The sequence below is a fragment of the Delftia sp. BGA-UO-ETr-SB1 genome, assembly GCF_059567865.1.
In genome coordinates this window covers 1,242,061-1,264,960 of sequence record NZ_JCAQOW010000006.1, presented here as the reverse complement: position 1 = coordinate 1,264,960, position 22,900 = coordinate 1,242,061, and the positions used below count along the sequence as shown (strand labels likewise).

Here is a 22,900-nt window from a genome sequence, read left to right as displayed (position 1 = left end):
CCACTAACAGGCCAGCATCAGGCCGGATTGTCGATCTCGATGAAACGGTGCTCCAGCCCCAGCTCCAATGCCACCTGCCCCGCCAGGGCCGGCGCACCATAGCGCTCCGTGGCATGGTGGCCTGCCGCCAGAAAGGCCACGCCCGTCTCGCGCGCCAGGTGCGCCTGCGGCTCGGAAATCTCGCCCGTGATGAAGGCATCGGCCCCAGCGGCAATCGCGGCCTCGAAGAAACCTTGCGCGCCGCCCGTGCACCAGGCAATGCGGCGAATGGGGCGCAGTCGCTCTCCTCCCACGCAGACAGGCGTGCGCCCCAGCGCCTGCTCCACATGCCTGCCCAGCGCCGCCGCGTCGGCAAACTCCGCCGCGGCCATCCAGCCCAGGTTCTGCTCGCCAAACGTTGCCTGGCCCTCAAGCCCCAGCTGCACGCCCAGCTGCGCGTTGTTGCCCCATTGCGGATGGGCATCCAGCGGCAGGTGGTAGGCAAAGAGGTTGATGTCGTGGGCCAGTAGCAGGCGGATACGCTCCTTGAGCCAGCCCGTGATGCGGCCATCCATGCCGCGCCAGAACAGGCCGTGGTGCACGAAGATGGCATCGGCCTGCGCCTCGATGGCCGCCTCGATCAGCGCGCGGCTGGCCGTCACCCCGCTGACGATGCGGCGGATCTCGCCGCACCCCTCCACCTGCAGGCCGTTGGGACCATAGTCCTTGAAGCGCTCGGGCTGCAGCAAACCGTCGAAGTGGGCCAGGAGTTCTTGTCGCGTGGTGCTCATGAAAGGATTGTCAGCGATCCATGCGGCGCCCAAGAAAAAGGGCAGCCATGCTGCCCTTCATTCCACTGCCAAGCTCAGCCGCGCCTGGGTTGCCAACCACGGCAGGCCAGGGGCCAGAAGCCGATGGCCGCGCCCAGGATGCCCATGGCCGCCACATAGTGGGCCGGCGCCATCACATCCACCTGCTGCCACACGGACACCAGCATGGGCGTCATGCCGCCGAACACCGCATAGGCCATGTTGTAGGCAAAGGACAGGCCTGTGAAACGCACCTCGGCCGGGAAGGCGCGCACGCCCACCACCGGCAGCAGCGCAATGCTGCCCACGAAAAAGCCCACCAGCGCATAGCTCCACACCAGCGAGGACGCCGTGCCCGGCAGGTTCAGATAGAACGCATAGGCCGTCACCGTCATACCCAGCCAGCCCGTGACCATGGCCACACGCGTGCCCATCTTGTCGGACAGCCAGCCCCAGAACACGCAGCCCAGCGTCAGCGTCACCGTGGCCACGGCATTGGCCTTCATGGCCAGGGCCGCGTCGATGTGGAAGACCTTCTGCAGATAGGCCGGCGTGAACAGCACCACCACCACGATGGCCGTGGACAGCACCCAGGTCATCAGCGCCACCAGCACGCAGGCCTGGCGGTGGTCGCGCACGATGGTCTTGAGCGGTAGTTCGCGGTCGGCCTGCTTGCGAGCCATCAGCTCCTGGAAGATGGGGGTCTCATGCAGGAACTTGCGCAGGTAGACCGACACCAGGCCGAACACGCCGCCCAGGATGAAGGGCATGCGCCAGGCCCAGTCGTGGATCTCTTCGGCGCTGTAGGTGCTGTTGAGCCAGACGCCGATGATGGAGCCCAGGAAAATGCCGCCCGTGATGCCCGAAGTCAGCGAGCCGATGGCAAAGCCATAGTGGCGCGCCGGCGCATGCTCGGCCACGAAGACCCAGGCGCCCGGCATCTCGCCACCAATGGCCGCGCCCTGCAGCACGCGCATGGCCAGCAGCAAAATCGGCGCGGCAATGCCGATGGAGGCATAGGTGGGCAGCAGGCCGATCACCAGCGTGGGCACGGCCATCAGGAAGATGGACAGCGTGAACATCTTCTTGCGGCCCAGGATGTCGCCAAAGTGTGCAATCAGAATGCCGCCGATGGGCCGGGCCAGGTAGCCCGCCGCAAAAATGCCCAGCGTCTGCAGCTGGCGCAGCCAGTCCGGCATCTCGGCCGGGAAGAACAGCTTGCCGATGACGTTGGCGAAGAAAACGAAAACGACGAAGTCGTAGAACTCCAGGGTGCCGCCCAGGGCCGACAGGCCCAGGGTCTTGTAGTCCTGTCGGTTGAGAGGACGTGCGGTCGCAACAGCAGGGGCCATGCCCGGCTGCGCTTGGTCAAGCGTAGTCATGGTTTTTTTCCAGGGATCGAACAGCAGGACGGCGCGGTGGATACCACGGCAACGGATGAGCGTGCAGCGGCAGATCGTTCTGCAAGACTTCGGGATCGGAGGACTTGGCTCTCTCTTGGGGCCGGCTTGTGGGCCGGCGCAACAGCGAACGCGGCGTGGCGCAGTCGTCGGGGGATTCTAGGGTTTGTACTGTAGCTGTGTGGGGAGCGCGGCTTTGGGGGCCGGTCTGTCGGTGCTAGGCCTTACACGACATGCCTCACAATGAGGCCTTGTACTCCCGCACAGAACACCACACTTCATGAAACGCACCTGGCTGCTGTTTTCGCAGGCGGTCACCATCCTGGTGGCTGCCTACTTTGTCGTCGCCACCCTGCAGCCGGACTGGCTGCGCCGTGGAGCCGTGCGCAGCAATGCCGGCATTGCGTTGCTGGAGGCGCCGGCCACGCCCGTCGGAGAAGTCAGCCCCGGCAGCTTTGCACCTGCGGCCAAGAAGGCAGCGCCGGCCGTGGTGAGCATCAACACCAGCAAGGCGGTGCGCCATCCGCGCAGCAACGATCCGTGGTTCCAGTTCTTCTTTGGCGACCAGGGCACGCAGGAGCAGGCAGGCCTGGGCAGCGGCGTGATCATCAGCACCGACGGCTACATCCTGACCAACAACCACGTGGTCGAGGGTGCGGACGACATCGAGGTCACGCTGACCGACAGCCGCCAGGCCAAGGCCCAGGTGATCGGCACCGATCCCGAGACCGACCTGGCCGTGCTCAAGATCGCCCTGGACAAGCTGCCCGTCATCGTTCTGGGCAATTCCGACCAGATCGACGTGGGCGACCGCGTGCTGGCCATCGGCAACCCCTTCGGCGTGGGCCAGACGGTGACCAGCGGCATCGTCAGCGCACTGGGCCGCAGTCAGCTGGGCATCAATACCTTCGAGAACTTCATCCAGACCGATGCCGCCATCAACCCTGGCAATTCGGGCGGCGCACTGGTGGACGCCAGCGGCAATCTGCTGGGCATCAATACCGCCATCTATTCGCGCTCGGGCGGCAGCATGGGCATCGGCTTTGCGATTCCCGTGTCCACGGCCAAGCTGGTGCTGGACGGCATCGTCAAGGACGGCCGCGTGGTGCGCGGCTGGATCGGCGTGGAGCCCAATGAACTGTCGCCAGAGTTGGCAGAGACCTTTGGCGTGAAGGCCGACTCCGGCGTGATCATCACCGGCGTGCTGCAGGCAGGCCCCGCTGCCCAGGCCGGCATGCGCCCGGGCGATGTGATCGTGCAGGTGGGCGACAAGCCCATCCGCAATGTGTCCGAGCTGCTGACCGCCGTGGCCGCGCTCAAGCCCGGCGAGGCCGCGAAATTCGATGTGCGCCGGGGCGAAGGCCCCGTGGAGCTGCAGATCACCCCGGGCCTGCGCCCTGCGCAGTCGGCACAGCGCATGCAGCGCCGCTGACCCGGCCCCCGCCCCAACGAAAAAAGCGCCTGTTCACAGGCGCTTTTTCCATTGCAGGGCCGGCGCTGAACTACAGCTTGTGCAGGCGCTGCGCCGCGCGCCAATGCGCGCCGGGCGCCACATGCACGGGCGCATCGATGGCGGCGGCCTCCACGCACAGCATCTGCCGCCACCCTTGTGACGGCATGTCGGCAAGGCGGGCACACAGCGCAGGGCCGGGGTTCCAGACCACGGTCTCGCTCCAGGCGGCATCCTGCGAGATGCGCAAGCCTCCGGCAGGAGCGGCCAGTTCCATGGTCTTCCCGGACCGGGGGTAGACGCGATCGAGCTCTTCGCCAAAGCGCACGTCGCCTTGCTGCGTGGGATGAGTGTCGGCCACGGCATCCCAGTAGGGCAGGCCGTCAAGGCCTTGCAGCCGGCATTGCTCCACGTCCGCCACGCGCAGGTAGCTGTGCAAGGCGGCAGTGAAGGCCAAAGGCGTGTCTCCCCGGTTGTGCACCACCAGCTCCACGTCAAGCCGGCTGGGCAACAGCGTCACCTCCAGCCAGGTCTCGAAGGAGTGCGGCCAGACGGCGCGCGTCTGCGGCGTATCGGCAAGCTTGAGCCGCAGGAACAAGCCATCGCCGGCAAGAACCTCGGCCTGTGCTGCATCAGCCTGCCACGGCAGGGTGCGCGCAAAGCCGTGCTTGACCAGCGGGCCGCGTTGGTTGAATTGGGGAAAGCAGACCGGAATGCCGCCGCGTATGGGTGTATGGCCGTCATGGGCGGCATGAGGGCTCAGGAACAGTTGCTCCTCGCCACCGGCCTGCCAGGACAGCAGTTGCGCGCCCTGCAAGGCCACCAGGGCGGTATCGCCGCAGGCCAGGCGCAGGCGGATGGCGGGCAGGCCCTGCCATGCATCAGCGCAGGCGCCGGGAGCTTGCGCGGCCGCAGGTAAAGCTGTTACTGCGGGAAAGGAAGATGTAACTTTCATGCTTGAATATAGCCTTTCCCCCGCTCAGCCCTCCTCTTTCATGCAACGCTCCCCCGCTCCCTCTCCTCTTGTCCTGCGACTCGGCATGCTCGCCCTGGCCGCCTCGGTGGCCTCCTGCGGCGGAGGCGGCGGTGGTGACAGCAACGCTGGCGATGGCAATGGCGGTAATGGGGGTGACGGCGGCACCGGCCAGCCCGGAGTGACCTCGGTCACCGTGCAATGGACGGCCCCTGCCGCCAGGGATGTGGTGACTGCAGGCTCGGCACTGACCCTGCGCGCAGGTGTTCTGGCCGATGGCGTGAATGCCGCCGATGGAACCGTGGTGAGCTTCAGCGCAGCCACAGGCGTCAGCACCTCGGCGCTGACCAGCTCCGGCGTGGCAACGGCTTCGCTGACCGGCGCCACGCCAGGCCGCCAGCAGGTGCAGGCCAGCGCCACCGTGGCAGGCCGCACGGGCAGCGCTTCCCAGACCTTCTATCTGCGTCCTGCACCTGCACCGCTGCGGGTGCTGGTGCCCACGTATTTCTATCCCACCGGCTCGGGCGCCACGGCCTGGAATGCGCTGACGGCCAGCGCACAGGCGAATCCGACCGTGCAGATGACGGCCATCCTGAATCCGGCCAACGGCATTTTCAGTGGCCCGGACGCGAACATCACGCGCGCCGCCACCGCTTTTGCCAACGCGGGCGGGCAGCTGGTGGGCTATGTGAGCTCCAGCTATGGCACGGGCACGCGATCGCTGGCCAGCATCCAGGCCAATATCGACAACTATTTCACGCACTACGGCGCAGGCCTGGTCAAGGGTTTCTTCATTGACGAGATGGCGGCCACCACCAACCGGCTGGACTTCTACCGCACCATCTACCAGTACATCAAGGCCAAGAATCCCAACCTGATCGTGATCGGCAATCCGGGCCTCGTGCCCGTGGCCGGTTATGCCGATGTAGCCGATGTGCTGACCACGTTCGAGGGCAAGGGCTCCACCTACGCCACCTACGATCCGCGCACGACGAGTTTTGACTGGCTGTACGGGCTGCCCAACAGCCACCAGGCCTCGCTGGTGCACAACGTGTCGGGCTGCGCGGCCATGCAGACGGCCGTGCAGTCGGCCGCCTCGGCCCGCTACCAGGCGGGATGGATCTATGTGACCCAGCTGGAGTTCGAGCCCAGCACCGGCGTGGGCAACCCCTGGGCCGGGCTGCCGAATTACTGGGATGCCTTTGTGCAGACCGTGCGCGCCACCAATGCCGGGCAGGCCATGCCCGCCTGCTCGTAAAGAAAGCCTGAATCCCTGACGCTGAATGCAGCGCGGGCGCCTGTGAAGCACAGGCGCCCGCGGATACAGGGAAGGCGCAGGCCGTTCAGGCCCTGAGCTCGTCGGCGCGGGCCTGCGCCGCGGCGAAGTCAAGGTCGCCCGAGTAGATGGCGCGGCCGCAGATCACGCCTTCGATGCCTTCGTCCTCGACCTTGCACAGCGCCTCGATGTCGGCCATGCCCGCCAGGCCACCCGAGGCGATGACGGGGATCTTCAGCGATTGGGCAAGATTGACGGTGGCATCGATGTTGATGCCCGTGAGCATGCCGTCGCGGCCGATGTCGGTGTAGATGATGGACTCCACGCCCCAGTCCTCGAAGCGCTTGGCCACCGAGTGCACGTCCTGGCCCGTGAGCTTGCTCCAGCCGTCGATGGCCACCTTGCCGTCCTTGGCGTCCAGGCCAACGATCACATGGCCGCCGAAGGCGCTGCAGGCGTCCTGCAGAAAGCCGGGGTTCTTCACGGCAGCGGTGCCGATGATCACGTAGCTGATGCCGGCGTCTATGTATTTCTCGATGGTGTCCAGGTCACGGATGCCGCCGCCGAGCTGCACCGGAATCCGGCCGTCCACCTCTTTGAGGATGGCCTTGATGGCCACCAGGTTCTTGGGCTGGCCCGCAAACGCGCCATTGAGGTCCACCAGGTGCAGGCGGCGTGCGCCGGCGTCGAGCCAGCGGCGGGCGATGATGGCCGGGTCTTCGCCGAACGTGGTCGACTGGTCCATATCACCCTGGATGAGGCGTACGCAGTGGCCGTCCTTGAGGTCGATGGCAGGAATGAGCAGCATGATGGTTTGCGAGCAATGAAGGCCTGGAATGCAGCGGCCGGTGCGGGGAAGGAAAGAGGGTTCAGGGCTTCCAGCCCAGAAAGTTGCGGAACAGGGCCAGGCCCTGGTCCGCGCTCTTTTCGGGGTGAAACTGGGTGGCGAAAATATTATCGCGTGCGATGGCGCAGGCAAAGCGCCCGCCGTAGTCGGCCTCTGCAGCGCAATGCTGGGGCTGCTGCACCACGGCGTAGAAACTGTGCACGAAGTAGTAGAAGCTGTCTTCGGGAATTCCACGCCACAGCGGGTGGGACTGCCCGGCATTGTGCTTGCGGTGCACGCGGTTCCAGCCCATTTGCGGCACCTTGAAGCGGCTGCCGTCGGCCTGGACGCGGCCCGCCAGATCGAACTTGCGCACATTGCCGGGGATCAGGCCCAGGCCAGGCACATCGCCCTCGTCGCTGTGGTCCAGCAGCATCTGCATGCCCACGCAAACGCCGAACAGGGGCTTGTTGGTAGCGGCATGCAGCACGGCGTCCTGCAGGCCGGATTCGCGCAGTTCGCGCATGCAGTCGGGCATGGCGCCCTGGCCCGGCAGCACGACCCGGTTGGCGGCCAGCACCACCTCGGGATCGGCGGTGACCACGACCTGCCAGCCGGAGTCGGCGGCGGCCGTGCGCACGGCCTGGGAAACCGAGCGCAGATTGCCCATGCCGTAATCGACGACGGCGACGGTGTTGTCAGTCAAACTCATAGCGTGTGGCGCGTGTTCGGTCGGATTTTCGGCTGGATTGCCCGGTCAGATCAAGCTCTGACCGGAGTCAATCGCTTCTCTTTACAGAGCGCCCTTGGTCGAGGGGATGACGCCGGCCATGCGCTCGTCATGCTCCAGCGCAAAGCGCAGGGCGCGTGCGAAGGCCTTGAAGATGGTCTCGCACTGGTGGTGGGCGTTGAAGCCCTTGAGATTGTCGATGTGCATGGTCACGCCCGCGTGGTTGACGAAGCCCTGGAAGAATTCGTAGACCAGCTGGGTGTCGAGCTGGCCGATGCTGCCGGCCGTGAATTTCACGTCCATGTGCAGGCCCGGGCGGCCCGAGAAATCGATGACCACGCGGCTCAGGGCCTCGTCCAGCGGCACATAGGCATGGCCGTAGCGGCGGATGCCCTTCTTGTCGCCCACGGCCTTGGCAAAGGCCTGGCCCAGGGTGATGCCGATGTCCTCCACCGTGTGGTGGCCGTCGATGTGCAGGTCGCCCTCGCAGTCGATATCGAGGTCGATCAGGCCATGGCGCGCGATCTGGTCGAGCATGTGGTCCAGAAAACCGATGCCCGAGCGCAGGCTGGCCTTGCCCGTGCCGTCCAGGTTGATGGCGACCTTGATCCGGGTCTCGGCGGTATTGCGCTGCACTTCGGCGGTGCGTGCGGGAGCTGCATTGCTCATAGGGATTCCTTCAGGGCCGCCAGCATCTGGGCGTTTTCTTCGTGGGTGCCCACGGTCAGTCGCAGGCAGTTGGCCAGCAGCGGGTGCATGGCAGAGACATTCTTCACCAGCACGCCCCGGGCCTTCATCTCGGCCTGGGCGCGCGCGGCATCGCGCACGCGCAGCAAGACCATGTTGGCCTCGGACGGCCAGATCTTTTCCACACCCGGCAGCGTGGCCAGCGCATCGATCAGCGGCTGGCGCTCGGCGCGGATGGCCACGGCCTGCTGCGCATACAGCGCCTCGTGCTCCAGCGCGAAGATGGCCGTCTCGCAGTTGAGAACGCTGATGTTGTAGGGCGGGCGCACCTTGTCGATCTCGCCGACGATGGCGGCCGGGCCGATAAGATAGCCCAGGCGCGCACCGGCCAGGCCGAACTTGCTGAGCGTGCGCATCAGCAGCACATGGGCGTTGCGGGCCGGGTCGGCGCGCATGTTCTCTGCCCAGCTGCGGCGGGCGAAGGGCTGGTAGGCCTCGTCCATGACGACCAGGCCGCCGATGGCGGCGACCGCGTCGATCACGGCCTGCACATCGGCCTCGGCCCAGAGCGTGGCTGTGGGATTGTTGGGATAGGCGATATAGGTGATGGCGGGGCGGTGCTCGGCAATGGCGGCGCGCATGGCGGGCACGTCCAGCTCGAAGTCGGCCGTCAGGTTGACGCCCACAAAGTCCAGGCCCTGCAGCCTGGCGCTCATGGGGTACATGACGAAGCCCGGCATGGGCGCCAGCATGGTGGCGCGGCCCTCGGCGTGGGGCTGGGCACAGGCCAGTGCCAGCAGCGTGATGATCTCGTCCGAGCCATTGCCCAGCAGCACGGCGCTGCCGGCCGGCGCCTGCGCGTAGCGGGCCAGCATGTCCTTGAGCACTTCCTGGCGCTCGCCAGGGTAGCGGTTGATCTCCAGCCGGCCCAGGCGCTCGCCCAGCGCGGCCTGCAATTCAGGGGGCAGGCGGAAGGGGTTCTCCATCGTGTCCATCTTGAGCAGGCCTTGCGAGGGCTGCACATGGTAGGCATGCATGGAGCGGACATCGGCGCGGATGCGCTCCAGGGCCAGGGCCTGAACCTGCGGAATGGAAGCTGTCATGGCATGCACACTTTCACGAGTCAGTGGGGGAAGAAATCCATCAGCGAAGCCGCTCAGGCCTGCTGCTGCGGCGGCGCCTGGTGCAGCGGGTGCACCATGGCGACGCCGCCAAACTGGGTGCCGTGCGGCAGGTGCAGGGTCAGCATCTGCTCGCAGCCGCTGTGCTGGGCGCAGGCCACGGCCAAGCAGTCGCCAAAGGCCAGTTGGTGGCGCGATTGCACGGCCCAGGCGGTCTCCAGCGTGGCGGCATCGGTCTTCCAGGGCGTCCAGGTCTGGTAGCGGCGGATGGCGGCGCGCGCATCGCCCTGCGGCAAAGGCTGGGCGGCCGTGGTGACCTGTTCATAGAACTCGCACAGCGACTGGCTGCCGGTGCGCCCGCTGCGCGTGCGCCACAGCAGGTCCAGCCACTGCAGCACGGCGGCATGCAAGGCGCCCTGCCCCGTGTCTTCGGCAGCGACCAGCACGGAGGTATCGACAAAGACGGTGTTCATGCCTGGCCCTCGCGGCGCAGCGCGGCACTGCGCTGGGCGGGCTGTGCAGATGACGGCTGGCCGCCGTCCCAGCCGCGCTCGTCGGTGCGCCAGGCCAGGTAGGCGCGCTCGTAGGCATCCTCGCGGCGCTGCATCTCGGCCATGAAGTCGCCCACCATGCGCGAGACGCTGGTGCCGCGGCGCGCGGCCTCGATGCGGGCCCATTCGAGCACGCTGTCTTCGACGGTGATGGTGAGGTTCTTCACAGGGCGCAAGTCTACACGAAATTCGTGTTCCACTGATTTCGTGTTTATCTTTGACACTCCTGATCCAGCGTTCAGGCAGCAAAAAGCGCCGCCCCTTTCGGTGACGGCGCCTTCGCCCAACAGGAAGCGAGTGTCTACTTCAAACGCATTTCGGCCGCACGCGCATGGCCTTGCAGGCCTTCGCCATGCGCCAGCACCGAGGCGATGCGGCCCAGGGTCTGGGCACCCTGCTCGCTGACCTCGATGAGGCTGGACCGCTTCTGGAAGTCATACACACCCAGCGGCGAGGAAAAGCGCGCCGTGCCGCTGGTGGGCAGCACATGGTTGGGGCCGGCGCAGTAGTCGCCCAGGCTTTCGCTGGTGTAGGCCCCCAGGAAGATGGCGCCTGCATGGCGCAGCAGCGGCTCCCACTGGTGGGGATCGTTGCTGGAGACTTCCAGGTGCTCGGGCGCGATGCGGTTGCTGATGGCGCAGGCCTCCTGCATGTCGCGCGTGAGGATGAGGGCACCCCGGTCGCTGAGGCTCTTGGCGATGATGGCGCGCCGCGGCATCTCGGGCAGCAGGCGGTCGATCTCACGCTGGACGGCGGCGATGTAGTCGGCATCGGGGCACAGCAGGATGCTTTGCGCCAGTTCGTCATGCTCGGCCTGGCTGAACAGGTCCATGGCCACCCAGTCGGGCGGCGTGCTGCCGTCGGCCAGCACCAGGATTTCACTGGGGCCGGCAATCATGTCGATGCCCACGGTGCCGAACACACGCTTCTTGGCGCTGGCCACATAGGCATTGCCGGGGCCGGTGATCTTGTCCACCTTCGGGATGGTGGCCGTGCCGTAGGCCAGGGCCGCCACGGCCTGGGCGCCGCCGATGGTGAAGCCGCGCGTGACGCCGGCCACATAGGCGGCGGCCAGCACCAGGGCATTCTTCTCGCCGCGCGGCGTGGGCACGACCATGATGATTTCCTGCACGCCAGCCACGTGGGCGGGAATGGCATTCATCAGCACGCTGGACGGATAGGCGGCCTTGCCGCCGGGCACATAGATGCCCACGCGGTCCAGCGGCGTGACCTTCTGGCCCAGCAGGGTGCCATCGGCGTCACGGTAGCTCCAGCTCTCGCCGCTGGCGCGCTTTTGTGCCTCGTGGTAGGTGCGCACGCGCTGGGCTGCGGCCGTCAGCGCATCGCGCTGCTCATCGCCCAGGCTGTCGAAGGCGGCCTTGAGCTCGGCCTGCGTCAGCTCCAGCGCTGCCATGCCGTCCACCTGCAATCCGTCGAAGCGCGCCGTGTACTCCAGCACGGCCGCATCGCCGCGCTTTTGCACATCGGCCAGGATGTCGGCCACGCGCTGCTCGATGGCCGCGTCCGTGTCTGCCGACCAATGCAGGCGCTGCGCAAAATCGTGTTCGAAGTTGGCGTCCGCAGTCGACAGGCGGGCAGGGGCAGCTACATATTCCATTGTGGTTTCCTTGGGGTCTAGCAGGCCGTCTCGCAGCCGTGCTTCAGTATCAAGAACAGGCGCGCGCCGTAGTAGCCGTCGCGCGGGGGCCAGCCCTGGTCGCGCAGCAGGGCTTCAGCGCTGGGCCACTTCTGATTGTCCTTGAGCGCTTCAATGGTGAAATCACCATTGTTCTGCCCGACAAAGAAGCGGAACCAGTGCAGGTCCTCGTCCTTGTCCAGCGCCTCGGCCTCGATCAAGGCCCGCAGGCGCTCAGTGATGCCTTCGGGCAGCGGGGCATCGTTGCGAAGATGCCAGGGGCCCGGATAGGCCTGCCATTGTCGGCCATGGGCCTGCCAGGCCTCGGCTGGCACGGCATCCTCATCGCGCGCCGTCCACAGGGCGGAGAGCATCACATGCAGGTCGCTGACAGCGAAGTGGCCGAATGCGTCGTGCATTCCCTGCAGGCCTTCACCCAGGCCCGTGAAATTCTCGATGATCTCGTGCCCGTCCGGCAGGCGGACCACCACGGCCAGGGAACCGACCAGGGGGTGGCCGAGGTAGGCACCGCGCCAATCAGCCAGCACGCCTGGTGCCTGGCCGCCAGGCAGCAGCCAGCCGTTGTATTCCTCGCAGGGCAGGCCATGCGCGGCGAAACACAGCGCAAGCGCCTCCTTCGCCGGATCGCCGGGCTCAGCCCCTGGGGCCATTTACCGCCTCGGCGAAGGCATCGATGATGTGGCGCAGCGGCTCGCGCTTGAGCTTGAGCGCCGCCTGGTTGACCACCAGGCGCGAGCTGATCTCCATGATGGGCTCGACCTCGACCAGGTCATTGGCCTTGAGCGTGTTGCCGGTGGACACCAAGTCGACGATGGCGTCGGCCATGCCGGTCAGCGGGGCCAGCTCCATGGAGCCGTAGAGCTTGACCATGTCCACGTGCACGCCCTTGGTGGCAAAGAAGTTGCGCGCGATTTCGGGATACTTGGTGGCGATGCGCAGGCGGGCGCCCTGCTTGACGGCCAGCGCATAGTCGAAGCCGTTGCGCACGGCCACGCTGACGCGGCAACGCGCGATCTTCAGGTCCAGGGGCTGGTACAGGCCCTGGGCACCATGCTCGATCAGCGAGTCCAGGCCGGCCACGCCGAGATCGGCGCCGCCGTACTGCACATAGACCGGCACGTCGGAGGCGCGCACCAGCACCACGCGCACGTCGCTTTTGTTGGTCTCGAAGATCAGCTTGCGCGACTTTTCAATGTCTTCGCTGACCGAGATGCCAGCAGCGGCCAGCAGCGGCACGGTTTCGTCGTAGATGCGGCCCTTGGACAGGGCAATCGTGATGGTCATTGGGAAACTCTTTCGATGTCGGCACCCAGGCCGCGCAGCTTGTCTTCCATGCGATCGTAGCCGCGGTCCAGATGATAGATGCGATCGACCAGGGTCTCGCCCTTGGCCACGAGGCCGGCGATGACCAGGCTGGCCGAAGCGCGCAGGTCGGTGGCCATGACGGCCGCGCCCGACAGCGACTGGCTGCCGGTGATGGTGGCAACGCGCCCGTCCGTGGTGATCTGCGCGCCCAGGCGCAGCATTTCGTCCACGTGCATGAAGCGGTTCTCGAAGATGGTCTCGGTGACCATGCTGCAGCCTTCGGCCACCAGGTTCAGCGCCATGAACTGCGCCTGCATGTCGGTGGGAAAGCCCGGGTATTCGGTGGTGCGAAAACTCTGGGCCTTGAGCTTGCCGGCCGCGCGCACGCGGATGCCGCCGTCCTCGGCGGACACCTCGGCGCCCGCATCCTTGAGCTTGTCGATGACGGCGCCCAGATGGTCGGCGCGGCCATTGCGCAGCAGCGCATTGCCGCCGGTTGCGGCCACGGCGCACAGAAAGGTGCCGGCCTCGATGCGGTCGGCCACCACCTGGTGCTCGCAGCCGCCCAGGCGCTCCACGCCCTGGATGACGATGCGGCCGGTGCCATGGCCTTCGATCTTTGCGCCCATCTTGATGAGCATTTCGGCCAAGTCGCCGATCTCTGGCTCCATGGCGGCGTTTTCCAGCACGGTCTCGCCTTCGGCCAGCACGGCGGCCATCAGGAAGTTCTCGGTGCCCGTGACGGTCACCATGTCGGTGGTGATGCGGGCGCCCTGCAGGCGCTTGAGATGCCCGGGCAGGCACGCGTTCATGTAGCCGTTCTCGACAACGATCTCGGCGCCCATGGCCTGCAGGCCCTTGATGTGCTGGTCCACGGGGCGCGAACCGATGGCGCAGCCGCCGGGCAGCGACACGCGGGCCTGGCCGAATCGGGCCAGCAGCGGGCCCAGGGCCAGGACCGAGGCGCGCATGGTCTTGACCAGTTCGTAGGGTGCCTCGGGGTTGGACAGAGAGCCTGCGTTGATGCGCACGGTGCCGCTGTCATCGTGCTCGGCGCTGACACCCATGTTGCGGATGAGCTTGAGCATGGTGGCCACGTCCTGCAGGCGCGGCACGTTGCGCAGGGTGACGGGCTCGGACGACAGCAGCGCGGCGCACAGCTCGGGCAAGGCGGCATTCTTGGCGCCGGAGACCGTCACCTCGCCATGCAGCGCTCGGCCACCGCGAATCAGGAGTTTGTCCATGGCTGACAGCCTTGAATCTGGAAATCGGGGAAAAGAAGATGCCGCACGGGCCGTGGCGACCGGTGCAGCAGGAGTCTGAAGTGCCTGACCGCCGGCTCAGGCCTGGCCGGCCTGGGCAGCCCACTCGGCGGGCGTATAGGTCTTCATGGACAGGGCATGGACCTCGTCGGTGTGCATGCGCTGGCCCAGCGTGGCGTAGACCAGGCGCTGGCGCTGCAGCAGTCGCTGGCCCTCGAATTGGGCCGAGACGATGGTGGCAAACCAGTGCCGTCCATCACCTTCCAGTGCAATGTGTTCGCAAGGCAGGCCGGTGGCGATCAGTTCCTTGAGTTGGTCTGCAGTCATGGGGGGAAGCTTTCCTGCCATGCATCGTGGCATGGCCTTGGTTGGCGGCGGCGCCGGGCGCCGGCCGCCTGTTCATGGGTGGATTCAACAATGCGGGCACAGCGCCCGCCGCAGCCTGTGGAAAAACCTCAGCCGCGGATCTTGTAGCCGATGCGCAGCAGGTGCACGGCCAGGGCGCTCACCGCCAGCCAGGCCGAGCCGACGATGGCCAGGCTGACCCAGGGCGACACGTCGCTCTGGCCGAAGAAGCCGTAGCGGAAGCCGTCGATCATGTAGAAAAACGGGTTCAGATGGCTGACTTTTTGCCAAAAAGGCGGCAGCGACTGGATGGAATAGAACACGCCCGACAGGAACGTCATGGGCATGATCAGGAAGTTCTGGAAGGCCGCCATCTGGTCGAACTTGTCCGCCCACAGGCCGGCAATCACGCCCAGCGTGCCCAGCAGCGCCGCGCCCAGCAGGCCGAAGACCAGAATCCACAGCGGCGCAGTGAATTCGGGAATGGCGAAGTACAGCGTGACGATGAAAACGCCCACGCCCACCAGCAGCCCGCGCAGCACCGAAGCGCCCACGTAGGCGCCAAACCACGCCCAGTGCGACAGCGGCGTGAGCAGCACGAAGACCATGGAGCCCATGATCTTGCTCTGCACCAGGCTCGATGAGCTGTTGGCGAAGGCGTTCTGCAGCACGCTCATCATCACCAGGCCGGGGATCAGGAAGGCCGTGTAGCTGATGCGGTCGTAGACCAGCACCCGGCCTTCGAGCACATGGCCGAAGATCAGCAGATAGAGCACAGCCGTGAGCACGGGTGCGGCCACGGTCTGGAAGCTGACCTTCCAGAAACGCAGCACTTCCTTCTTGAGCAGGGTCTGCCAGCCGTTCATGCCGAAGCTCCCTGCGAGGTTTGGCCTTGCTCGTTCATCACGTGGATGAAGACATCCTCCAGATCGGCACGGCGGATTTCCACGTCCTCGGGGACGACGGAGCCCTCGCGCAGTGCGGCGAGCAGGCGCTCCACATCGCTGGCGTCGTTGGCGGGTATCTGCACGATGCGGCCGGTCACCCGCGCCCGCGCGGCCAGGGCCGGCGGCAAGGCGGTATCGGTCTTGAACTGCAGCACGTTGGAGGAGGCGGACTTGAGCAGATCCGACATGGTCGAGAGCTTGACGATGTTGCCCTGCTTGAGCATGGCCACGCGGCTGCACAGCGCCTCGGCCTCTTCCAGGTAATGGGTGGTGAGCAGCACGGTATGGCCTTCGCGGTTCAGGCGCGCGATGAAATGCCACAGCGTCTGGCGCAGCTCCACGTCCACGCCGGCCGTGGGCTCGTCCAGCACGATGATGGGCGGCTTGTGCACCAGGGCCTGGGCCACCAGCACGCGGCGCTTCATGCCGCCGGACAGCTGGCGCATGTTGGAGTTGGCCTTGTCGGTCAGCCCCAGGCTGTGCAGCAGCTCGTCGATCCAGTCGTCATTGTTCCTGACGCCGAAATAGCCGGACTGAAAGCGCAGCGCCTCGCGCACGTTGAAGAAGGGATCGAAGACCAGCTCCTGCGGCACGATGCCCAGCTTGCGCCGGGCAGCCGAGTAGTCGGCATGCACGTCGCTGCCCTGGACCAGCACGCGGCCGCTGGTGGCGCGCGACAGGCCGGCCAGGATGCTGATCATCGTGGTCTTGCCAGCGCCATTGGGACCGAGCAGGCCGAAGAACTCGCCCTCCTCGATGTCCAGACTCACGTGGTTGAGCGCCTGGAAGGCCCCCTTGGGGGTCTGGTAGGTCTTGGAGATGGATTGGAATGAGACGGCAGACATGCGAGGCGCGATTCTAGGCCCTTGCAGCCAAACCTGCCTTGCAGGGCTCTTTGCAGCGGCGCGCTGCGCCGGCTCAGGAGGGGGAGGATGCGTCTGTCAGCAGCCCGTCGACGCCGTACAGCGCCGCCATGGACTGCAGGCCCTGCGGCAGGCCCACGACCACCAATTGCTTGTCAGCCGCCTTCGCGGTGCGGCGGCAGGCCAGCAGCACGGCCAGGGCGGCCGAGTCGAAGACCTCGACGCCGCTGGCATCGACGCGCACCTGGGCGCCATCGAAGGCCTGCACCTGGGGCCGCAGCTGCACAAGGCAGCTGCGCGCCTGGCGGTAGGTCAGTTCACGGGGGAGCTGCAACATGGCGCGTGCGTCAGCGGCTGTCAGCCCTTGGAGGGCGGCGTGGCCGGCATCTTGCTACGCGTGGCCAGGGTCTCGATCAGGCCGTCGATGCCGCGGGCATTGATTTCCTGGCTGAACTGGTTGCGGTAGGTTTCCACCAGCCACACGCCCAGCACATTCAGGTTGTAGATCTTCCAGCCGTCGCCGGACTTCTCGAGCCGGTAGTCCAACTGCACGGGCTCGCCGCGGCCCAGCACTTCGGTGCGTACCAGCACATCGATGTCGCCGGGCGCAGCACGCACCGGCTTGACATTGATGGTCTGGTTGCTGACCTGGGTCAGCGCGCCCGAATAGGTGCGGATCAGCAGGGCCTTGAACTCGGTCTCCAGCTTCTCGCGCTGTGCAGGCGTGGCCTGGCGCCAGGCCGGGCCCACCGAAGCCGAGGTCATGCGGCGGAAATTCACATAGGGCATGACCTTGTCATTGACCAGCGCATTGACCTTGGAGACATCGCCCTCGCGCAGCGAGGGGTCCTTCTTGATGGTTTCCAGCACGTCGGTGGAGACACGCTTGATCAGCGCATCAGGGGTTTCGTCGGCCGCGTGGACGGGCAGCGCAGCGCCCCAGGTTCCCATGGCCAGCACGGCTGCCGCGGCAGCGCTCCAGGCACGTCGATTGATCATCACTCTTCCTTTCCCAGCAGGGCCTCAATGCCCCGGACCGGGTTGATATTGCACATTTTTCCGGCCGCGCCGTGTCAGGCGCTGACCGTTTTTCATCTCGGGATGTTACGAACTGCTTACTTTGCGCCGTCTTCGGGCGGCAGTTTGCCGGCATCTTCGTCGTAGTCCTCGATGCGGCCGTCATCACCGGACTTGCCACGCCGCAGGTTCAGGTAGACGTCACGCGTCAGGCTGTAGCGGTCAAGGGCGACGGAGTCCAGCGTGTCGGAGGCATTGAGCAGGCGTGCACGCGTATCCACCAGTCGCAGCACATACAGGCTGTTGCGCACGGGGATGTCGTTGATCGCCGTCAGGGGGTTGCCCCAGGCATCCACAGGCAGAGCCGCCGTGTCACGCACCGTGGACGGGCCGAGCAGCGGCAGCACCAGGTACGGCCCCGTGGGCACGCCCCAGCGGCCCAGCGTCTGGCCGAAGTCCTGCTTTTGGCGCTCGATGCCGGCCTCGCTGGCGATGTCGAGCAGTCCGCCCAGGCCGAAGACCGTGTTCACCGAGAAGCGCACCATGGAGTTGTAGGCGCCCTCGGCCTGGCCCTGCAGCGCGTTGTTCACGAACGACCAGGCATCGCTCAGGTTGGAGAAGAAGTTGCTCACCCCATCGCGCGCCAGGCGCGGCGTGACATCGCGGTAGGCCGTGGCCACCGGCTTCAGGACGGCGCGGTCCAGCCCGTCATTGAACGAGTACATGCTGCGGTTGAACGGCTCGAACGGATCCTGGGGGTTGCGTGCCTCGCCCGGGGCGGTGGCGCAGCCGGCGAGCAGCGAAGCGGCGGCCAGCGTGCCGAGCATGGCGGCGCGCTGCCAGGAGGCTGCCTGGGCGGCAGGGCGACCCGCGGTCGCCTGTTCATGGTGGTTGGTTGTCATTCTTTGCCTCCTGCACCGGAGCTGCCACCCTGCTCGGCCTTGCCGTAGAGGAACTGTCCGATCAGATTTTCCAGCACAACGGCCGACTGGGTTGCGACGACGCGGTCGCCATCCTTGAGATTGTGGTCATCTGCACCGGCTTCGATGCCGATGTACTGGTCGCCGAGCAGGCCGCTGGTCAGGATCTTCAGGGAGCTGTCCTTGGGAAAGGCGTAGCGGTTTTCCAGGGCCATGGTCACGCTGGCCTGAAAGACCTTGTCGTCGAAGGTGATGGATTCCACGCGGCCCACGACAACGCCCGCACTGCGCACGGCTGCCTTGGGCTTGAGTCCGCCGATGTTGTCGAAGCGCGCGGTCAGCGTATAGGTCTTCTGGAAGTTCAGGCTCAGCAGGTTGGCCGACTGCAGCGCCAGGAACACCAGCGCCGCAGCGCCGATCAGCACGAACAGTCCGACCCAGACATCACTCTTGGATTGCTGCATGGTTTGTTTTTCCTTGATTTGCGAGAGGTGGCACCGGTGCCGGGTCAAAGGCTGAACATCGTGGCCGTGAGCAGGAAGTCCAGCCCCAGCACGGCCAGCGAGGCCATCACCACCGTGCGCGTGGTCGCGCGGGACACGCCTTCGGGCGTGGGCTTGGCTGCATAGCCCTGCAGCAGCGCGATGAAGGTCACCGCCACGCCGAACACCAGGCTCTTGAGAACACCGTTGCCCAGGTCATACCACCAGTCCACGCCGTTTTGCATCTGGCCCCAGAAGGCGCCGCCATCGACGCCGATCATGACCACGCCCACCAGCCAGCCGCCGATCACGCCGACGGCACTGAAAACGGCCGCCAGCAGCGGCATGGCGACCAGGCCCGCCACGAAGCGCGGCGCCAGGATGCGGCGCACCGGGTCCACGGCCATCATCTCCATGGCCGACAACTGCTCGCCGGCCTTCATCAGGCCGATCTCGGCCGTCAGCGCCGTGCCGGCACGGCCGGCAAACAGCAGCGCCGTGACGACGGGGCCGAGTTCGCGCACCAGCGACAGCGCCACCAGAAGGCCCAGCGCCTCGGCCGAGCCATAGCGCTGCAGCGTGTAGTAGCCCTGCAGGCCCAGCACGAAACCGACGAACAGGCCGGACACGCCAATGATGGCCAGCGAATAGTTGCCCAGGAAATGGATCTGGTCGCCGATCAGCCGCGGGCGGCCCAGCGCAGGCCCCATGAGGGCGAGCAGGCGGCCGAACAGGCGCGTACCCATGCCCAGCTGCGTCAGCTGTTGGCGTACCGCCGCGCCAATGCGTGCGGGATGCAGCCGGTTCATGCGTGCCTCCTGCCGTTGCTCTTGCCGGAGCTTGCGGGGTTGCCGAAATCTTCCTCGGCGCTCACGCCGGGGTAGTGGAAAGGCACGGGACCGGTGGCCCGTGCGTGGATGAACTGCTGCACCAGCGGGTCGGGATTGGCCCGCACCTCATCTGGCGAGCCCTGGGCGGCGACGCCGCCGTTGCCCAGGATGACCACATGGTCGGCCACGTGGAAGGTTTCCTCCACGTCATGGGACACCAGGATGGAAGTCAGGCCCATGGCGTCGTTGAGTTCGCGGATCAGCTGGGCGGCCGTGCCCAGGGAGATGGGGTCCAGCCCGGCGAAGGGCTCGTCGTACATGATCAGTTCGGGGTCCAGCGCAATGGCCCGCGCCAGCGCCACGCGGCGGGCCATGCCGCCAGAGATCTCGCTGGGCATGAGGTCGCGCGCACCGCGCAGGCCCACGGCATGCAGCTTCATGAGCACGATGTCGCGGACCAGTTCGTCGGGGAGATCGGTGTGCTCGCGCAGCGGGAAGGCCACGTTGTCGAACACGCTCATGTCGGTGAACAGCGCGCCGAACTGGAACAGCATGCCCATGCGCCGGCGCGCGGCGTACAGGCCTGCGGCGTCCATGGTGGTGACGTCCTTGCCATCGAACAATACCTGCCCCTGCTGGGCATGCTGCTGGCCGCCGATCAGGCGAAGCACCGTGGTCTTGCCGCCGCCCGATGCCCCCATCAGGGCCGTGACCTTGCCGCGCGGCACCTGCAGCGACAGGTCGCGCAGGATCACACGTTCGCCATAGCCGAAGGTGACGTTGCGCAACTCCACGAAAGAGGCGGTTGGGATCATGCTGTGGTGCGGTCGATAAATGTTCGCAGGCAAGCCCGCTATTGTGCAGACAGGTGCCGATGCCTGCTCATCACCCCCTGAGATAAACATACATCCGTGTATGTTTCTCAAAAAGTCATGGCAGAAAACGCCATAAAAAAAAGAGCATGCTTCGCTTGCTACACAAGCGTTGCACGCTCTCTGGACCTGGGGAAAGTACGGACTGGACAGATGTTTTTTTACAACATGTTCTGCAGAAATGCCTGGGTCCGGGCGTGCTGCGGCGCTGCAAAAAAGGCTTCCGCCGGGCCTTGCTCGACGATCTCGCCCTTGTCCATGAAGATCACGCGATTGGCCACCTCGCGGGCAAAGCCCATCTCGTGGGTCACGACCAGCATGGTCATGTGCTCCTGGGCCAGCTCGCGCATGGTGCGCAGCACTTCGCCGGTCAGCTCCGGGTCCAGCGCGGAGGTGGGCTCGTCGAACAGCAGGATGTCCGGCTCCATCGCCAGTGCCCGGGCGATGGCCACGCGCTGCTTTTGCCCGCCCGACAGGCGGTTGGGATAGGCATCGCGCTTTTCCAGCAGGCCCACCTTGTGGAGCAGCGCCTCGGCCTTGGGCACGATCTGCTCGCGCTTGAGGCCCTTGACGACGATCGGCGCCTCGATGATGTTCTCCAGCACCGTGAGGTGCGGGAACAGGTTGAAGGACTGGAACACCATGCCCATCTTGCGGCCGATCTGGCGGATCTGCGCCTCGGGCACGTAGTGGGCGCGGCCGTCCGCGCCGCTGTCCACCAGCACCTCGCCCTCGACGGCGACACGGCCGCTGTCAATGGTTTCCAGGTGGTTGAGGCAGCGCAGGAACGTGCTCTTGCCCGATCCCGAAGGACCGATGACGGCCACCACCTCGCCGCGCGCCAGCTCCAGCGAAACGCCGCGCAGCACCGGCACGCCGCCAAAGCCCTTGCAGATGTTCTGCGCCGAGATCATGGTCTCAGGCGCGCTATCACGCGTCGTATTTGGCATGGCGTTTTTCTAGGTATTGGAAGATCCAGGTCAACACGAGAGTCATGACCAGATAGAAGCCTGCGGCCACCACGAAGGGCGTGATGGTGAAATCGCGCTGCACGATGCCGCGCGCGGCGCGCAGCAGGTCGTTCAGGGCCAGCACGTAGATGAGCGAGGTGTCCTTGACCAGGGTGATGGTCTCGTTGCTCACAGGCGGGATGATGCGCGCCCACATCTGCGGCAGGATGATGCGGCGCATGGTCTGGCCGTAGCTCATGCCCAGCACCTTGGCACCCTCGTACTGGCCGCGGTCCACGGACTGGATGCCCGCGCGGAAGATTTCGGCGAAGTAGGCGGCGTAGTTCAGCGCGAAGGCGACGACGGCGGCAGGGAAATCGGGCAGGCGCACGCCGATCACGGGCACGAAGGGCAGCGCGAAGTAGATGAACAGCATCTGCAGCATCAGCGGCGTGCCGCGCATCAGCCAGATGTAGCCGCCTACCAGCCGGCTCAGCGCGGGAAAGCGGGAGATGCGCATCAGCGCCAGCGACAGTCCCAGGGGAATGGACAGCGCCAGGGTGATGACGAAGAGCTTGAGGGTGACCAGGGCGCCGGCGGACAGCGGCCCCATGAGCGAGATTACATATTCCATCGAATGGCCTCAGTGCGGTGCGCGGCCCCGCCGGCATCGGCAGGATCCGGGCAGCCACGGGCGCGTGCGTCCCAGAACGCAAAAGACCGGCAATGCCAGGCTGGCCTTGCCGGTCGCATGGTGTGCCGGATTTACTTGATGATGTCCTTGCCGAACCACTTGGAGGCGATTTCGGCGGCCTTGCCGTCCTTCTTCATCTCGGCCAGCGCGGCTTCGAGCTTGCCCAGAACTTCGGTGTCTTCCTTGCGCAGGCCCACGCCGTAGTCCTCGGTGCCGAAGTTGTCCTCGAGCACCAGGTACTCGCCAGCCTTCTTGGCCACGTGGAAGCGCCCCACGACCTCGTCGACCACGACGGCGTCCAGGCGGCCGGCCGACAGGTCCATCAGCGCGGTGATGTTGTCGCCGAAGGTCTTCAGGTCCTTGAAGCTGGCGGCCACGGCGGCGTCCTTCTTGATGGCGTCCACGGCCGAGCTGCCATCCTGCGCGCCCACGACCTTGCCTGCCAGGCCGGCCTTGTCCTTGATGTCGGAGTTGGCGCGCACGATGATGATCTGGTGGTTCTCCATGTAGGGCGCGGTGAAGGCGATGTTCTTCTTGCGCTCTTCGGTGATGGTCAGGCCGTTCCACAGCGCGTCGACGCGCTTGCCGACCAGCTCGGCCTCCTTGGCGCTCCAGTCGATGGGCTTGAAGTCCACTTCCACGTTCATGCGCTTGGCGGCTTCACGCGCCATGTCGATGTCGAAGCCGACGATCTCGTTCTTGTCGTCACGAAAGCCCATGGGCGGGAAGTTGTCGTCCAGGCCGATCACCAACTTGGTCATGGCTGCCGGCACGGGGGCGGCAACCGGCGCGGCGGCGGTCGATGCGGACTCGTTCTTGCCGCAGGCTGCCAGCAGTGCAGACAGGGCCACCATGGCCAAGAGGGTGCGTTTTTTCATGGCTTAAAGCTTTGGAGTGGAAAAAGCGAAAGGCGGCGGCCGCTGCACGCAAGGTGCGCAATCGTTGTAATGAATG

General features: G+C 66.0%; 27 protein-coding genes. 2 read left to right on the top strand and 25 right to left on the bottom strand.

All coding sequences use genetic code 11. The annotated features are described in order from the left end of the window. Window positions 1-17: 17 nt before the first annotated feature. Both AC57B5_RS24485 and AC57B5_RS24480 read right to left on the bottom strand, forming a co-directional pair. On the bottom strand, window positions 18-770 hold the full coding sequence (locus tag AC57B5_RS24485; RefSeq protein WP_496400517.1) for a Nif3-like dinuclear metal center hexameric protein: 753 nt from the start codon (window positions 768-770) through the stop codon (window positions 18-20). A 74-nt stretch (window positions 771-844) separates the two neighbouring features. After that, window positions 845-2,170 (bottom strand): MFS transporter, encoded by a 1,326-nt coding sequence (locus AC57B5_RS24480; RefSeq protein WP_043789739.1) that lies wholly within the window; start codon window positions 2,168-2,170, stop codon window positions 845-847. Between the two features lie 298 nt (window positions 2,171-2,468). On the opposite strand from AC57B5_RS24480, the gene AC57B5_RS24475 reads away from it, so the two are divergent. Beyond that, complete coding sequence (locus AC57B5_RS24475; protein ID WP_012207313.1) at window positions 2,469-3,620, top strand: S1C family serine protease; 1,152 nt, start codon at window positions 2,469-2,471, stop codon at window positions 3,618-3,620. Between the two features lie 70 nt (window positions 3,621-3,690). Here the strand turns inward: AC57B5_RS24475 and AC57B5_RS24470 are convergent, their stop codons facing one another. Then, complete coding sequence (locus AC57B5_RS24470; RefSeq protein ID WP_496400516.1) at window positions 3,691-4,593, bottom strand: D-hexose-6-phosphate mutarotase; 903 nt, start codon at window positions 4,591-4,593, stop codon at window positions 3,691-3,693. An 85-nt stretch (window positions 4,594-4,678) separates the two neighbouring features. Here AC57B5_RS24470 and AC57B5_RS24465 point away from each other — a divergent pair, with 85 nt between their 5' ends. Then, window positions 4,679-5,869 carry a spherulation-specific family 4 protein gene (locus AC57B5_RS24465; RefSeq protein ID WP_496400515.1) on the top strand — a complete coding sequence of 397 codons (1,191 nt, stop codon included), beginning with the start codon at window positions 4,679-4,681 and terminating at the stop codon, window positions 5,867-5,869. A gap of 85 nt (window positions 5,870-5,954) precedes the next feature. Here the strand turns inward: AC57B5_RS24465 and hisA are convergent, their stop codons facing one another. The 22 genes from hisA to AC57B5_RS24355 form a co-directional block, all read right to left on the bottom strand. Then, window positions 5,955-6,695, bottom strand: a complete 741-nt coding sequence (gene hisA, locus AC57B5_RS24460; RefSeq protein ID WP_012207316.1) for a 1-(5-phosphoribosyl)-5-[(5-phosphoribosylamino)methylideneamino]imidazole-4-carboxamide isomerase — start codon at window positions 6,693-6,695, stop codon at window positions 5,955-5,957. A 61-nt stretch (window positions 6,696-6,756) separates the two neighbouring features. Further along, window positions 6,757-7,425: an imidazole glycerol phosphate synthase subunit HisH gene (gene hisH / locus AC57B5_RS24455; RefSeq protein WP_496400514.1), complete on the bottom strand. Its 669-nt coding sequence runs from the start codon at window positions 7,423-7,425 to the stop codon at window positions 6,757-6,759. A gap of 81 nt (window positions 7,426-7,506) precedes the next feature. Further along, on the bottom strand, window positions 7,507-8,112 hold the full coding sequence (hisB, locus tag AC57B5_RS24450) for an imidazoleglycerol-phosphate dehydratase HisB (RefSeq protein ID WP_012207318.1): 606 nt from the start codon (window positions 8,110-8,112) through the stop codon (window positions 7,507-7,509). Next, complete coding sequence (hisC, locus tag AC57B5_RS24445; RefSeq protein ID WP_096913937.1) at window positions 8,109-9,233, bottom strand: histidinol-phosphate transaminase; 1,125 nt, start codon at window positions 9,231-9,233, stop codon at window positions 8,109-8,111. The genes hisB and hisC overlap by 4 nt, the downstream gene beginning before the upstream one ends. Window positions 9,234-9,286: 53 nt before the next feature. Next, window positions 9,287-9,724: a PIN domain-containing protein gene (locus AC57B5_RS24440; protein WP_012207320.1), complete on the bottom strand. Its 438-nt coding sequence runs from the start codon at window positions 9,722-9,724 to the stop codon at window positions 9,287-9,289. Then, window positions 9,721-9,969, bottom strand: coding sequence for a DUF6364 family protein (locus AC57B5_RS24435; protein ID WP_043782827.1), 249 nt, complete (start codon window positions 9,967-9,969; stop codon window positions 9,721-9,723). Before AC57B5_RS24435 ends, AC57B5_RS24440 begins: the two co-directional genes overlap by 4 nt. 134 nt (window positions 9,970-10,103) lie before the next feature. Continuing rightward, on the bottom strand, window positions 10,104-11,420 hold the full coding sequence (gene hisD, locus AC57B5_RS24430; RefSeq protein ID WP_013800800.1) for a histidinol dehydrogenase: 1,317 nt from the start codon (window positions 11,418-11,420) through the stop codon (window positions 10,104-10,106). A gap of 17 nt (window positions 11,421-11,437) precedes the next feature. Continuing rightward, window positions 11,438-12,109: a DUF6348 family protein gene (locus AC57B5_RS24425; protein WP_496400513.1), complete on the bottom strand. Its 672-nt coding sequence runs from the start codon at window positions 12,107-12,109 to the stop codon at window positions 11,438-11,440. Next, a complete protein-coding gene (hisG, locus tag AC57B5_RS24420) occupies window positions 12,093-12,743 on the bottom strand; it encodes an ATP phosphoribosyltransferase (RefSeq protein ID WP_012207324.1) in 651 nt (216 codons plus the stop codon). Before hisG ends, AC57B5_RS24425 begins: the two co-directional genes overlap by 17 nt. Continuing rightward, the gene (gene murA / locus AC57B5_RS24415) at window positions 12,740-14,008 is read right to left on the bottom strand and encodes a UDP-N-acetylglucosamine 1-carboxyvinyltransferase (protein WP_496400512.1); all 1,269 of its coding nucleotides are present in this window, start codon (window positions 14,006-14,008) and stop codon (window positions 12,740-12,742) included. The genes hisG and murA overlap by 4 nt, the downstream gene beginning before the upstream one ends. A 96-nt stretch (window positions 14,009-14,104) precedes the next feature. After that, window positions 14,105-14,353, bottom strand: coding sequence for a BolA family protein (locus tag AC57B5_RS24410; RefSeq protein ID WP_012207326.1), 249 nt, complete (start codon window positions 14,351-14,353; stop codon window positions 14,105-14,107). 128 nt (window positions 14,354-14,481) lie between these two features. Then, a complete protein-coding gene (locus AC57B5_RS24405; protein WP_012207327.1) occupies window positions 14,482-15,237 on the bottom strand; it encodes an ABC transporter permease in 756 nt (251 codons plus the stop codon). Next, window positions 15,234-16,163 carry an ABC transporter ATP-binding protein gene (locus tag AC57B5_RS24400; protein WP_013800798.1) on the bottom strand — a complete coding sequence of 310 codons (930 nt, stop codon included), beginning with the start codon at window positions 16,161-16,163 and terminating at the stop codon, window positions 15,234-15,236. The genes AC57B5_RS24405 and AC57B5_RS24400 overlap by 4 nt, the downstream gene beginning before the upstream one ends. Window positions 16,164-16,236: 73 nt before the next feature. Further along, window positions 16,237-16,542 carry an STAS domain-containing protein gene (locus tag AC57B5_RS24395; protein WP_490246520.1) on the bottom strand — a complete coding sequence of 102 codons (306 nt, stop codon included), beginning with the start codon at window positions 16,540-16,542 and terminating at the stop codon, window positions 16,237-16,239. Beyond that, a complete protein-coding gene (locus AC57B5_RS24390; protein WP_065345575.1) occupies window positions 16,539-17,180 on the bottom strand; it encodes an MlaC/ttg2D family ABC transporter substrate-binding protein in 642 nt (213 codons plus the stop codon). Before AC57B5_RS24390 ends, AC57B5_RS24395 begins: the two co-directional genes overlap by 4 nt. A gap of 116 nt (window positions 17,181-17,296) precedes the next feature. Continuing rightward, complete coding sequence (locus AC57B5_RS24385) at window positions 17,297-18,100, bottom strand: MlaA family lipoprotein (protein ID WP_013800795.1); 804 nt, start codon at window positions 18,098-18,100, stop codon at window positions 17,297-17,299. Beyond that, on the bottom strand, window positions 18,097-18,582 hold the full coding sequence (gene mlaD / locus AC57B5_RS24380) for an outer membrane lipid asymmetry maintenance protein MlaD (protein ID WP_012207332.1): 486 nt from the start codon (window positions 18,580-18,582) through the stop codon (window positions 18,097-18,099). The genes AC57B5_RS24385 and mlaD overlap by 4 nt, the downstream gene beginning before the upstream one ends. 44 nt (window positions 18,583-18,626) lie before the next feature. Then, window positions 18,627-19,409 carry a lipid asymmetry maintenance ABC transporter permease subunit MlaE gene (mlaE, locus tag AC57B5_RS24375; RefSeq protein ID WP_180318872.1) on the bottom strand — a complete coding sequence of 261 codons (783 nt, stop codon included), beginning with the start codon at window positions 19,407-19,409 and terminating at the stop codon, window positions 18,627-18,629. Continuing rightward, window positions 19,406-20,245, bottom strand: coding sequence for an ABC transporter ATP-binding protein (locus tag AC57B5_RS24370; protein ID WP_013800794.1), 840 nt, complete (start codon window positions 20,243-20,245; stop codon window positions 19,406-19,408). The genes mlaE and AC57B5_RS24370 overlap by 4 nt, the downstream gene beginning before the upstream one ends. A gap of 218 nt (window positions 20,246-20,463) precedes the next feature. Then, window positions 20,464-21,252, bottom strand: coding sequence for an amino acid ABC transporter ATP-binding protein (locus AC57B5_RS24365; protein WP_269670363.1), 789 nt, complete (start codon window positions 21,250-21,252; stop codon window positions 20,464-20,466). Further along, window positions 21,233-21,886, bottom strand: coding sequence for an amino acid ABC transporter permease (locus tag AC57B5_RS24360; protein WP_012207336.1), 654 nt, complete (start codon window positions 21,884-21,886; stop codon window positions 21,233-21,235). The genes AC57B5_RS24365 and AC57B5_RS24360 overlap by 20 nt, the downstream gene beginning before the upstream one ends. Window positions 21,887-22,017: 131 nt before the next feature. Further along, window positions 22,018-22,824 carry an amino acid ABC transporter substrate-binding protein gene (locus tag AC57B5_RS24355; protein WP_012207337.1) on the bottom strand — a complete coding sequence of 269 codons (807 nt, stop codon included), beginning with the start codon at window positions 22,822-22,824 and terminating at the stop codon, window positions 22,018-22,020. Window positions 22,825-22,900 lie beyond the last annotated feature (76 nt).